Here is a 12665-nt window from a genome sequence, read left to right as displayed (position 1 = left end):
CGTCACCAGCAGGGATGGCTGCTGCCGGGCAGCTGCGCCGGTGCCGCGCACAGCATCGGCGTACCGGGCAGATAAGCCGCGGCGCGCAGGCGCTCGCCAATTCCCCAGCGATTGATCTCCAGCGCGCTCAGCGCATCGTGCGGCTGCGGCGTAATGCCGCGCTGTTCGCCTTGTGGCGCTGCACCGTGCTGCTGAAGCAACAGCGCGGTACGCGCCAGCGACAAACGCGCCTGCCAGCCGGTGCCGTTAATTCGGCGCTGGCGTAATCCTTCCAGCACCGCGGCCGCCATCATATAGCCGGTGGCGTGATCCAGCGCCTGCACCGGAAGCGGCGTCGGTTTAACGCCTGCCTGCCAGCGCATACCCTGTTCGGCGATGCCGCAGGCCATCTGCACCAGGCTGTCAAAACCGCGCCGGTTGCGCCACGGCCCGTGCCAGCCCCAGGCGTTGAGGCTGATATCCACCAGCCCCGGCGCCAGCCGCTGACGGCTCTCCGCATCCAGCCCCAGCTTTTCCAGTGCGTCCGCGCGGTAGCCGTGCACCAGCACGTCCGCATGCTGTAGCAGCGTAATCAGCCGATCGCGCCCGGCGCGGGTTGTGATATCCAGCTGCGCGCAGCGTTTGCCGCAGTTGATCTCCTCTTCCAGCGTCGGTTCACGCCAGCCGGGCGGATCGATGCGCAGCACCTGCGCGCCGAGGCTGGCCAGAAAGCGGGTCGCTACCGGTCCGGCAATGATGCGCGTCAGATCCAGCACCCGCACGCCCAGCAGCGGTCGCGCCGGCAGCAGCGCCCAGCCCGGCGTGGGCGCTTCGCCGGTTGCCCGTTGGGCAATCAGCGCTTCTTCGCTTACCGCCAGCCCGTGCGCGTGCTGCTGCCACTGCTGTGCGCTGCGCATCCAGGCGGCACAGCCGCCGGCGTCGACCACGGCCTGCTCCAGCGCGTGTCCCTGCCAGCGTGCCACCACCGCCGCCAGCGATGACCGATCGGCGTGCTCGCCCAGCACGCTTGCCATGGCGGCGCGATGATGCGGTGCGTTGGTGTGCAGGCGGATCCAGCCATCCTCGCACGGATAGTCACCGGCCAGCGCGTCCCACTGGTCGGCTGGCGGACGGTTTAGCGGCGTCAGGCTGGGCTGAAACCAGCGCGAGGCCAGCCGGACGTTGACGCTGACCGGGGCCGGACGCCCCAGCAGATCGCTCAGCGCCTGGCTGGCGAGGCCGATGCTGGTGGCGGCGAGTTCGCTAACGGCAAAAGCCGAGGGGAAGCTGTCGGTCTGAAGAAAGTGGATCGTCGGCGCGTGTTCCGCACCCCGCAATCCCTGCCACAGTTGCTGCCACAATGCGGCAGCGCGTTGAGAATCCATGCTAAACCTCCGGAAAACACGCGAGCTTCAAGCATAGCAGAGTGGATTAGCGGCGGCGCAGACGCGGAAAGCGGGCATGCATGCGCAGGTTACGCAGGTTAATCACCGCAATCGCCGTCCCCAGCACCACCAGCGACGCACCCAGAATTTTGAAGCTGTTCATGCTGTCGCCCAGCACCAGCACGCCCATCAGTACCGCCAGCACCGGCGTCAGCAGCGAGTAGGGCATGATCAGGTTGACGTTATATTTTTTCAGCAGCGCGTACCACAGCGTGTAGGCGACAATTGACGAGGCGAGGGCGCTGTACAGGATGCCAAACCAGCCGCGCCAGCCGGCGTGGCTCAGCGCGGTAAACTGCTGCGATTCGGTCAGCCACGAGGCCGCGCCGACAATCGGCACCGCAAGGAAAGAGATCCAGCCGGTGAGCGTCAGCGGTTTAATCGGCGGTGACTTTTTCACAATCATGTTGCTCACCGCCCAGCCAGTGGCGCTGCACAGCAGAATACACAGCACCCACCACGCCGGAATTGTCGGGCTGCCGGAGAGCACTACCACCCCGGCCAGCGAGATGGCGATACCGCACAGCTGCACCAGCCGCAGTTTCTCCTTCAGCACTACCATCGCCAGCAGCATGGCAATCGGCGTGCCCAGCTGGACCACAATGGCCCCGGTGCCGGCATCGGTATAGCCCATGCCGACAAACAGCAGCGAAAAGTGCATGAAGCCAAAGGTAAACGCCAGCGTCAGCAGCCACGGCAGCTGGGCGCGCGTGATGCGGCAAAACGGCACCAGCACAATAGCCACCACCACAAAGCGCATCCAGGTCAGAAACAGTGGCGGAAGCTCCAGCAATCCCCATTTCACCGCCACGTTATTGAAGGCCCAGATGCAAACTACCATCAGAACCAGAAAAAAATGCCGCACCGCCACGCTGCTGTCCTTGGTTTGAGAAAGGTTGTCACCGTCTAATGATGGCACGAAGGCGATCGGTTAGCGCACGCGGGCGACGCTTTTTTTCGTAATGGCATTAGCTTATGCCGAAAAATCCAGGACAGGGGGCAAATTTACTGTCAGAGTGGATGTCCGAAACACGATCATTTGAGGACCGTATTCGGCATGACACAGACCCGCACCTTACCCCTTGCTCTGATTCAACTCGAAACGCCGCCGCCGCAGGTGGTGGCAAAAATTGGTGAACAACCGCAGTGGTTTATTGAAGCCCTGGCGCTACAGCCGGATGATTATGTCATTGTGCGGCCGCATCTCGGGGAAGAGCTGCCGGCTTTCTCTGGCATCAGCGGTGCGATTTTCAGCGGTTCGTGGGCGATGGTGACCGATCACGCCGACTGGAGCGAGCGTACCGCCGCCTGGATTCGTGCGGCCATCGACGCGCAACTGCCGCTGCTCGGCGTTTGCTATGGTCATCAGCTGATGGCCTATGCGCTGGGCGGTAAAGTGGGCGATAACCCCAACGGCTGGGAGCGCGGGCTTAAAACCCTGGCGCGCACTCCGCATCGCGATCCGTGGCTGGCACAGTTGCCAGAGGCCTTCCCGGCATGGTTGTCGCACCGCCAGTCGGTGCTGGTACCGCCGCCGCAGGCACAGGTGCTGGCGCGTTCAGCGCTGGATGGTTGTCAGATCCTGCGCTATTCGCCGCAGGCGCTGTCGGTGCAGTTCCATCCGGAATTCGACCATAACATCATGACCGCCTGTCTGCCTTCCGGCGTCAGCGATGATGGCGCGCAGATGTCAGGCGAAGACTGGGCGCGCGAGCTGCTGCGGCGTTTCTGGCAGCAGACGCGCCCGCAGGCGCAGGCTCAGGGCGCGTAATGCCGCGTGCAGCGATAAACCCAGGCGGGGGGCATATTTTTCAGCACCCGCTGGCGCTGCCAGGTGAAGTAGCGTGACAGGCTGGGCTGCGTCAGCGAGGTGTACTGAAACTGGACAAACACGCCGCGTGGTCCCAGTCCTTCATGCACCGCGCTGAGAATGGCGTCGCGCGTTGCGGGCGGCAGCGACAGCAGCGGCAGGCCGGAAAAAATCACGTCGTACTCCCCGGACAGATACTCTGCGGAGCAGGCGCGCACCTGCATGCGCGCATCGTTCCAGCGGCGTAACCCTTTTACCAGCTCGGGACTGATTTCAAACACATCCAGCTGCGCCTGCGGTGCCATATGTGCCAGCAGATGACGGGTCAGCACGCCGTCGCCGGCGCCCAGCTCGGCAATGCGCAGGCTGTGCTCCCAGTTGACCGTTTCACACATGGCGCGACACAGGGCGGCTGAAGAGGGCGTGATGCTGCCCATTTTGCGCGGATTGCGGATAAATTGCTGAACGAAGTTCGCTTTGGCGCGCATTACCATCAGGGCTGAAGCCAGCATCTTGTTCTCCTGTTCACGGGTCTGCTTCATATTGACCGCACAAATCGCACATGTTCCGCTTTTCATCACGCTTATGGCCAAACTCGGAATTATCTGTCTGCGACAGGCGCAGGTTAAGGCGTGATGGCAGGGCCGTTTCTTAATGCCCTCTTTTCCTTCGATGCGGTCACAGTTTCCCGCTGAGCGATCTGACAGGCTGGCATTGTTCGCTCAATGTTAATAGCAAGTTTAAATGTTGTTAATCGCTACTCTGTCCCGCAAGGAGAAACACCATGCGTTACGCTGCTCCGGGAGAAACCGGTTCTCTCATCCACCTGCAATCGCGTTATGGCAACTTCATCAACGGCGAATTTGTTCCGCCGGTAAACGGTAACTATTTTGTTAACACCACGCCGATCAACGGTTCGACCATCGGCGAATTTCCGCGCTCGGATAAACAGGATATCGACAACGCCGTGGCCGCCGCGCAGGCCGCTGCGGACGCATGGGGCAAAACCTCGCCGCAGGCGCGTTCGCTGCTGCTGCTGAAAATTGCCGACCGGCTGGAAGCCAATCTGGAAGCCATCGCGGTCAATGAAACCTGGGATAACGGTAAGCCGGTGCGTGAAACCCTGGCGGCTGATTTGCCGCTGGCGGTTGACCACTTCCGCTACTTTGCCGGCTGCGTGCGCGCCCAGGAAGGCACCGCGGCAGAGATCGACGAATTCACCGCCGCCTACCACTTTCATGAGCCGCTTGGGGTTGTCGGACAAATTATTCCGTGGAACTTCCCGCTGCTGATGGCGGCGTGGAAACTGGCGCCGGCGCTGGGTGCCGGTAACTGCGTGGTGCTGAAGCCCGCCGAACAGACGCCGCTCTCCATTACCCTGTTGATGGAGCTGATTAAAGACCTGGTGCCGCCGGGCGTGATTAACGTGGTGCACGGCTACGGCAAAGAGGCCGGCGAGGCGCTGGCTTCGCATCCGGGTATCGCCAAAATCGCCTTTACCGGATCGACCGCCACCGGCGGCCACATTCTTGAGCTGGCGGCCAAAAGCCTGATCCCGTCCACCGTCGAGCTGGGCGGCAAGTCGCCCAACATTTTCTTCGAAGACATCATGCAGGCGGAGGAGAGCTTCATCGAAAAAGCGGCCGAAGGCGTGGTGCTGGGCTTCCTCAATCAGGGCGAAGTCTGTACCTGTCCGTCACGCGCGCTGGTGCAGGAGTCGATTTTTGAGCCGTTTATGGCGGCGGTGATGAAGCGCATCCAGACCATTAAGCGTGGCGATCCGCTCGATACCGAGACCATGATCGGCGCGCAGGCCTCGCAGCAGCAGTTCGACAAGATTCTCTCTTATCTGGAGATTGCGCAGCAGGAGGGCGCACAGGTGCTGCACGGCGGCGGGGTGGAGAAAATCGGTGAGGCGTTTGCCAGCGGTTACTACATTCAGCCGACGCTGCTGAAAGGCGATAACAGCATGCGCGTCTTCCAGGAGGAGATTTTCGGACCGGTGGTCGGCGTGCTGACCTTTAAAGATGAAGCGGAAGCGATTGCCATCGCCAACGATTCGATTTACGGCCTCGGTGCGGGCGTGTGGACGCGCGATATCAACCGTGCTTACCGCGTAGGTCGCGCGATCAAAGCCGGTCGCGTCTGGACCAACTGCTATCACCTCTATCCGGCGCACGCCGCGTTTGGCGGCTATAAAAAATCCGGTATTGGCCGTGAAACCCACAAAATGATGCTCGATCACTATCAGCAGACCAAAAATCTGCTGGTCAGCTACAATACGCAGCCTCTCGGCTTTTTCTGATTTAACCGGCAGCGGTGCGCGCCGCTGCCGCCTTCATGGCAACGTCACACAGCCCTGTCACAGTGCTGACAGAAAAAACAGATTATTCCCCCTGTTATTAAGACGCGTCTTGTCGATATTAAGAGACGTGAGTTTATACAGTAACGCACCGTTTTTAAGGAGAGAAGATGAACACCCTGTACCACTTTCAGGAGCAGCACGACGAAGTGCTGGATGCGGTCGAAGAGAATATCATTACCGTAAATCTGCCGGGCCGCCAGGCGATCTACGTGATTGGCCAGAACGACGACGATGCCGATCTGTTGCTGGACGTGCAGCTGCGCGGTGTGTGAGCGCAGCAGGGGCTGGCAGACAAAAAAAATCCGCAGCTTTTACGCCGCGGATTTTTTTATTGCAGGCCGGCTTATTTCACGCAGGCAGCACACTGGTTGTGGATCTGCTGGAAGAAGTCGTTGCCTTTGTCATCCACCAGGATGAACGCCGGGAAGTTCTCCACTTCAATTTTCCAGATCGCTTCCATGCCCAGTTCGGCATACTCCACGCACTCCAGACTCTTAATGCTTTGCTGCGCCAGCACCGCCGCCGGGCCGCCAATACTGCCCAGATAGAAGCCGCCGTGTTTATGGCAGGCATCGGTGACCTGCTGGCTGCGGTTACCTTTGGCCAGCATCACCATGCTGCCGCCGTTAGCCTGCAGCAGATCGACGTAGGAGTCCATGCGGCCGGCGGTGGTCGGACCGAGTGAACCGGACGCGTAACCTTCCGGCGTTTTCGCCGGGCCCGCATAGTACACCGGGTGATCTTTGATGTACTGCGGCAGACCTTCGCCGTTGTCGATGCGCTCTTTCAGTTTGGCGTGCGCAATATCACGCGCCACGATGATGGTGCCGTTCAGCGACAGACGCGTCGCCACCGGGTAAGCGGAGAGCTGGGCGAGGATCTCGCTCATCGGGCGATTGAGATCGACGCTGACCACTTCGCCTTCGCCCTGCTGACGCAGCGCTTCCGGGATATAGCGACCTGGGTTGTCTTCCAGCTTCTCGATCCAGATGCCTTCGCGGTTAATTTTGGCTTTGATGTTGCGGTCAGCCGAGCAGGAAACGCCCATGCCTACCGGGCAGGATGCGCCGTGACGCGGCAGACGCACCACGCGGATATCGTGAGCAAAATATTTACCGCCAAACTGCGCGCCGAGGCCGAGTTTCTGCGAGGCTTCCAGCAGTTCCTGTTCCAGCTGCACGTCGCGGAACGCCTGACCGTGTTCGTTGCCTTCGGTCGGCAGCGAATCGTAATAGTGGGTTGACGCCAGCTTGACGGTTTTCAGCGTGCTCTCAGCGGAAGTGCCGCCAATCACAAACGCAATGTGGTACGGCGGACAGGCCGCCGTGCCGAGCGACATCATTTTATCAATCAGGTAGTTTTTCAGCTTCGCTGGTGTGATCAGCGCTTTGGTTTCCTGATACAGATAAGTTTTGTTAGCAGAACCGCCACCTTTGGCGATGCACAGGAATTTGTATTCGTCGCCGTCAACGCTGTAGAGATCGATCTGCGCCGGCAGGTTGGTGCCGGTGTTGACCTCTTTGTACATATCGAGCGGCGCATTCTGCGAGTAACGCAGGTTATCTTCGATAAAGGTGTTGTAAACGCCCTGAGATAGCGCGGCTTCATCGCCGCCGCCGGTCCAGACGCGCTGGCCTTTTTTACCCATGATGATGGCGGTACCGGTGTCCTGGCAGGTCGGCAGCACACCTTTGGCGGCGATTTCCGAGTTGCGCAGGAATTGCAGCGCCACATATTTGTCGTTCTGGCTGGCTTCATCGTCCGCCAGAATCGACGCCACCTGCTGCTGATGTGAGGCGCGCAGCATAAAAGAGGCATCGTGGAACGCCTGCTGCGCCAGCAGCGTCAGCGCTTTCGGGTCGACTTTCAGGACTTCTTCGCCGTCAAAGTTGGCCACCGAAACATGGTCGCGGCTCAGCAGATAGTACTCGGTATCATCTTTGGCGAGAGGAAAGGGATTCTGGTAGTAGAAGGGTTTGTTCGACATGTTGGCTCACTTAGCTTCGTGTTGCCCGCCAGCATGACGGGCGACAAATTAGGCGATCTGTTATTCGATTTTCTCTCGCCAGTCCGCGGCAAGAGCTGACTGGCGAGTATCATACCACTTTAACGTTATTACGCGGCTGCGTTTTTAACATCAAAGCAACATCATCAGAACATCATCACCATCCACGGGTAGGCAATGACCATCAGCGCCACCAGGAACAGGGCACCAAAGATGGTACCGAGACGCCAGTAGTCTTTGGTTGGCAGGTAGCCGCTACCGTAGTAAATCGGGCTTGGGCCTGTGCCGTACGGGGTGATAATGCCCATCACACCCAGTGAGGTACACATCATCAGGCAGAACACCGGCATGTTGATGCCCGGAATCGAGGCGGCAATGGTCAGCATGGCAGGCAGCAGGGCGGTGGTGTGCGCCGTGGTGCTGGCAAACAGATAGTGCAGCAGGTAGAAGGCCACCAGCAGTACCACCGCAGAAACCTGCGGGTCGTAGCCGTGCAGCAGCAGCGCACCCTCTTTACCCAGCCAGGCGATGAAGCCCACGCGCGCCAGTCCATCAGCCAGCGCGACCAGCGTGGCAAACCAGGCAAAGGTGTTCCAGGCGGCTTTGTTGCTGGTGATATCGTTCCAGTTCAGCACGCCGGTCCACAGCATCAGCACGATAACCAGCAGGGCGGCCATCGCCGGTTCAATCCACGCAGTGGCGAAGATCCACATCATCAGCGCGGCGACCACGAACACCAGCAGCAGAATTTCATTGCGCGACAGCGGACCCAGTTTCTCCAGCTCGGCTTTGGCCCAGCGTGGCACTTCGTCATTCACTTTTACTTCTGGTGGATAGAGCCAGTAAGCCAGCAGCGGCATGGTGAGAATCAGCAGGATACCCAGCGGCAGGAAGGCGAGGAACCACATGCCCCACGAGATATCAAAGCCAACCACGCTTTTTACCAGCGCCAGCGCCAGCAGGTTAGGGGCCAGCGCGGAGAGGAACATTGAGCTGGTGATACAGGCGGCGGTGATAGCAACCCACATCAGGTAAGAACCAATTTTGCGCGCGCTTGGGTCGTTAGGTTTAGAACCGTACAGCGGCGGCAGGTTGGCAATGATGGGGTAGATCGTCCCGCCGCTGCGCGCGGTGTTGGATGGCGTAAACGGTGCCAGCAGCAGGTCGGCAAAGGTGATGGCATAGCCGAGCGTCAGGCTGCGACGGCCGAGATATTTCACCAGAATCAGCGCCAGGCGGCGACCGAACTGGGTTTTATCGTAGCCGGCGGCAAACATGAAGGCGCCGAAAATCAGCCACACGGTGGAGTTGCCGAAGCCGCTCACCGCCCATTTAAACGCCTGTCCGGCCGTTTTGAACTTCGGATCGGCCAGTTCTGCCGGGCTGAACAGCACGTACTGGCTGAACAGCGCGATGATCACCACACCGGTCAGGCCGATGACCGCGCCCGGCAGCGGTTCGAAGATCAGGCCGACAATCACCCCGACGAAGATGGCGAAGAAGTGCCATGCATACGGCTCCAGCCCTGCAGGGGTAGGTACCAGCAGCAACAGCACGGCAACCACGATCGGCAGGCACAACATGACGAGCCGGTTCTTTTTCCCCGGTGCGGCAGGTGGCGCCTTTAGGGGTTCACTCTGGGTTGTTTGTGTATTCATAGTTTTGGTCTGCAAGTTATGGGAATGCGATTGACGGCCCGGTCGGGTTGATTTTTTTAGTTACGAAACGCTTGTAGCAGATCAACCGGGACGTTTTAAAGTGTCTTTTACATGAATCTTCGTTATTGCAATTTTGCTTCGCGAATTATCAATTGAATGACGCTATGATGCGATTAATTAAAATATCTATTTTGATCTGGATCAATAAATTTATTAGCGGGTTTTTTGTTTTAACGTTTTGCGCCGTAATAAATGAACCAACAGGTGTAAAATATGTGTTAAAAGTGAACGGAACGGCAAAAATAGCGCCAGAATCAGGCGAAAGGTGCTTTTTATCTCTTTGATATTACGTTATTTGTTTTAAATGTAAGGAAAAAGTTGATTTTTGTCAAGTATTGGTTAAAACTTAGCGGAGCGCGGATTTCAGCAATGAGCAATAAAAAGTATTTTCACGCGTAAAACTTATATAACTAACATTCTGGGTTATGTAACTAAATAAAATGGTATATTTACACCATGAAGTCGGACCACTTAAATTAATTATAAAGACCTCCGAACTGCCAAAGAATTGAATACACGATTTCTTAATTCTGGAGTTGCTCATCATGAATACGCTCACCCCGATTCTTAATCCGCTGACATTACCGAAAGGGGCGGTGCTGAAAAACCGCCTGGTGATGGCCCCGATGACCACCTGTACCGGCTATTACGACGGCGGCGTGACCAGCGATCTCGTTGAGTATTATCGCGTGCGTGCCGGCAGCATCGGCACCGTGATCGTCGAGTGCGCCTTTATCGATAACCGCGGTCCGGCGTTCCCGGGCGCTATCGGCATCGACAGCGACAACAAAATCCCTGGCCTGGCCAGAATCGCGCACGCCATCAAGTCCCAGGGTTCTAAAGCCATTCTGCAGATTTACCACGGCGGCCGCATGGTTGAGCCCGCGCTGATCGGCGGGAAAACCCCGGTCGCGCCCAGCGCTATCGCCGCGCCGCGTGAAGGTGCCAGCACCCCGCAGGCGCTGACGGCGGAAGAAGTGGAGGTGATGATCACCAAGTTTGGTGATGCGGTGAACCGCGCCATCAAAGCCGGCTTCGACGGCGTGGAGATCCACGGCGCTAACACCTACCTGATTCAGCAGTTCTACTCGCCTAACTCTAACCAGCGCGACGACAAATGGGGCGGCAGCCGCGACAACCGCGCGCGCTTCCCGCTGGAAGTGCTGGAAATCACCCATAAAATGGCGGAGCGCTTCGCCGCAGCGGATTTCATCATCGGCTATCGCTTCTCGCCGGAAGAGCTGGAAGTGCCCGGTATCCGCTGGGACGACACGCTGTACCTGCTGGAAAAACTGGCGGCGCGCGGGCTGGATTACGTGCACTTCTCTGTCGGCCAGCTGCTGCGTCCGTCGATTGTCGACACCCAGGATCCGACGCCGTTAATCAGCAAATACATTGAACAGCGCTCGGCAACGCTGGCGAAAGTGCCGGTGATTGGCGTTGGCGGCGTGGTGAACAAAGAGGATGCCGAACTGGCGCTGGCCTCGGGCTTCGATCTGGTGGCGATTGGTAAAGCCTGTATTGCCTATCCGGACTGGGCCGATCGCATCATCAAAAACGAGCACATGGATCTGTACATCGACAGCACCAAACGCGAAGCGCTGACCATTCCGGAACCGCTGTGGCGCTTCTCGCTGGTGGATGCGATGATCCGTGACGTCAGCGATGGCCATCGTAAGTACAAAGCCGGCGTTTACCAGGCGAAAGTGGAAGCCGAAGCGCTGAAGCTGAAAATCAACGTAACGCTCGACACCGACCGTATCACCGACATTTCGCTGGTGCCGGATCCTAACCTCGACGTCGATTTCACCAGCACCTTTGAAAGCCTGCGTGAACGTATTCTGGTGGCGAACAGTCCGCACGTCGATGCCATCACCGGTGCTACCACGCAGAGTGAGGCGCTGAAGAAAGCAGTATCGCGCGCGCTCACTACCTCCAGCAAAGAGTATGTGATTGAAGAGGGCGGTAACCCGAATGCGCCGGTCAATTACGATGTGGTGGTGGTTGGTACCGGCGGGGCCGGTCTGGCGGCGGCGATTCAGGCGCACGATGACGGCGCGCGCGTGGTGATCATTGAGAAGATGCCCACCATTGGCGGTAACACCATCAAAGCGTCGGTGGGGATGAACGCGGCGGAAACCCGTTATCAGAAACTGAAAGGCATCGAAGACAGCAAAGAGCTGTTCTACGAGGAAACGCTGAAAGGCGGCAAATTCAAAAACAACCCGGTGCTGCTGCGTGAATTCGTTGAGCGTGCGCCAGAAGCCATTGAGTGGCTGGCGGCGAAAGACATTGAGCTGAGCGATATCACCATCACCGGCGGCATGAGCATTGACCGTACGCACCGTCCGGAAGATCGCTCGGCGGTGGGCGGCTTCCTGATTAGCGGCCTGGTGAAAAACGTTAACCAGCGCAACATCGAAGTGCTGCTGGAAACCTCAGTGGCCGAGATCCTGTTTGAAAACGGTGCGGTGACCGGCGTGAAAGTGGTCGATGAATATAACGACAGCCGCATCCTGAATGCGAAAAGCGTGATTGTGGCCACCGGTGGCTTCAGTGCCAACCGCGAGATGGTGGTGAAATACCGTCCGGAGCTGGATGGTTTCGTCACCACCAACCACAAAGGCGCCACCGGCAGCGGTATCGCCATGCTGCAGAAAATTGGCGCTGAGACCGTCGACATGGGCGAAATCCAGATTCACCCAACGGTTGAGCAGACCACCTCGTACCTGATTTCCGAAGCGATGCGCGGCGGCGGGGCGATTCTGGTCAGCCAGGCCGGTAAGCGTTTCTACAATGAAATGGAAACCCGTGACAAAGTTTCTGCCGAGATTATCGCGCTGCCGGAAAAAAGCGCGTGGATCGTGTTCGATGAGCAGGTACGTGCCAACAACAAAGCGGCGGACGAATACATCGCCAAAGGCTTTGTGATTAGCGCACCAACGCCACACGAGCTGGCGGTGAAACTCAACATGGATCAGGAAACGCTGCAAAGCACGCTGGGCCGTTACAATGAGTTTGTGATTAACCAGAAAGACGAAGACTTTGGCCGTGCCACCGCACTGCGTCATCCGCTCAATCAGGGTCCGTTCTTCGCGATTCGTATCGCACCGGGCGTGCACCACACCATGGGCGGCGTGACCATCAACACCGAGACCGCAGTGCTTGACGCGCAGAAACAGGTGATTCCTGGTGCCTGGGCGGCGGGTGAAGTGGTCGGCGGCATCCACGGTGCGAACCGCATCGGCGGTAACGCCGTCGCCGATATCATTATCTTTGGTATCAAAGCGGGCCGTAATGCCGCTAAACTGGCGTTAGGTAACTAAGCTATCACGATGCCCGC

Annotated in this window: 9 protein-coding genes; 4 read left to right on the top strand and 5 right to left on the bottom strand. The window is 58.5% G+C overall.

All coding sequences use genetic code 11. The annotated features are described in order from the left end of the window. Window positions 1-2 precede the first annotated feature (2 nt). On the bottom strand, window positions 3-1364 hold the full coding sequence (locus OXR61_RS03055) for a CoA transferase (protein ID WP_021506349.1): 1362 nt from the start codon (window positions 1362-1364) through the stop codon (window positions 3-5). A 46-nt stretch (window positions 1365-1410) separates the two neighbouring features. Then, on the bottom strand, window positions 1411-2295 hold the full coding sequence (locus tag OXR61_RS03050; protein WP_021506348.1) for an EamA family transporter: 885 nt from the start codon (window positions 2293-2295) through the stop codon (window positions 1411-1413). Between the two features lie 186 nt (window positions 2296-2481). Between OXR61_RS03050 and OXR61_RS03045 the strand changes: the two genes are divergently transcribed. After that, window positions 2482-3195, top strand: coding sequence for a glutamine amidotransferase (locus OXR61_RS03045; protein WP_021506347.1), 714 nt, complete (start codon window positions 2482-2484; stop codon window positions 3193-3195). Here OXR61_RS03045 and OXR61_RS03040 read toward each other — a convergent pair. After that, window positions 3183-3746, bottom strand: coding sequence for a methyltransferase (locus OXR61_RS03040; protein ID WP_021506346.1), 564 nt, complete (start codon window positions 3744-3746; stop codon window positions 3183-3185). The genes OXR61_RS03045 and OXR61_RS03040 overlap by 13 nt on opposite strands. 272 nt (window positions 3747-4018) lie before the next feature. On the opposite strand from OXR61_RS03040, the gene OXR61_RS03035 reads away from it, so the two are divergent. Together OXR61_RS03035 and OXR61_RS03030 are read left to right on the top strand one after the other, a co-directional pair. Next, window positions 4019-5539, top strand: a complete 1521-nt coding sequence (locus OXR61_RS03035; RefSeq protein ID WP_267410728.1) for an aldehyde dehydrogenase family protein — start codon at window positions 4019-4021, stop codon at window positions 5537-5539. A 167-nt stretch (window positions 5540-5706) separates the two neighbouring features. Beyond that, on the top strand, window positions 5707-5871 hold the full coding sequence (locus OXR61_RS03030) for a hypothetical protein (RefSeq protein ID WP_021506344.1): 165 nt from the start codon (window positions 5707-5709) through the stop codon (window positions 5869-5871). Window positions 5872-5942: 71 nt separating this feature from the next. On the opposite strand, the gene fumA is transcribed toward OXR61_RS03030, so the two are convergent. Then, window positions 5943-7586 carry a class I fumarate hydratase FumA gene (gene fumA / locus OXR61_RS03025; protein ID WP_058769655.1) on the bottom strand — a complete coding sequence of 548 codons (1644 nt, stop codon included), beginning with the start codon at window positions 7584-7586 and terminating at the stop codon, window positions 5943-5945. Between the two features lie 164 nt (window positions 7587-7750). After that, window positions 7751-9262 (bottom strand): anion permease, encoded by a 1512-nt coding sequence (locus OXR61_RS03020; RefSeq protein WP_058769656.1) that lies wholly within the window; start codon window positions 9260-9262, stop codon window positions 7751-7753. 605 nt (window positions 9263-9867) lie between these two features. On the opposite strand from OXR61_RS03020, the gene OXR61_RS03015 reads away from it, so the two are divergent. After that, window positions 9868-12648: a flavocytochrome c gene (locus OXR61_RS03015; RefSeq protein WP_021506341.1), complete on the top strand. Its 2781-nt coding sequence runs from the start codon at window positions 9868-9870 to the stop codon at window positions 12646-12648. The last annotated feature ends 17 nt before the right edge of the window (window positions 12649-12665 follow it).

Source organism: Pantoea sp. GM_Pan_4 (assembly GCF_026541005.1).
GTDB lineage: Bacteria > Pseudomonadota > Gammaproteobacteria > Enterobacterales > Enterobacteriaceae > Pantoea > Pantoea dispersa.
This window is presented reverse-complemented; position numbering and strand designations above follow the sequence as displayed.

Bases quoted from the DNA above. Each gene is read 5' to 3' on its own strand.
- OXR61_RS03055 (WP_021506349.1), bottom strand. From the start codon at position 1,364: ATGGATTCTCAACGCGCTGCCGCATTGTGGCAGCAACTGTGGCAGGGA.
- OXR61_RS03045 (WP_021506347.1), top strand. From the start codon at position 2,482: ATGACACAGACCCGCACCTTACCCCTTGCTCTGATTCAACTCGAAACG.
- OXR61_RS03040 (WP_021506346.1), bottom strand. From the start codon at position 3,746: ATGCTGGCTTCAGCCCTGATGGTAATGCGCGCCAAAGCGAACTTCGTT.
- OXR61_RS03035 (WP_267410728.1), top strand. From the start codon at position 4,019: ATGCGTTACGCTGCTCCGGGAGAAACCGGTTCTCTCATCCACCTGCAA.
- OXR61_RS03030 (WP_021506344.1), top strand. From the start codon at position 5,707: ATGAACACCCTGTACCACTTTCAGGAGCAGCACGACGAAGTGCTGGAT.
- fumA (WP_058769655.1), bottom strand. From the start codon at position 7,586: ATGTCGAACAAACCCTTCTACTACCAGAATCCCTTTCCTCTCGCCAAA.
- OXR61_RS03020 (WP_058769656.1), bottom strand. From the start codon at position 9,262: ATGAATACACAAACAACCCAGAGTGAACCCCTAAAGGCGCCACCTGCC.
- OXR61_RS03015 (WP_021506341.1), top strand. From the start codon at position 9,868: ATGAATACGCTCACCCCGATTCTTAATCCGCTGACATTACCGAAAGGG.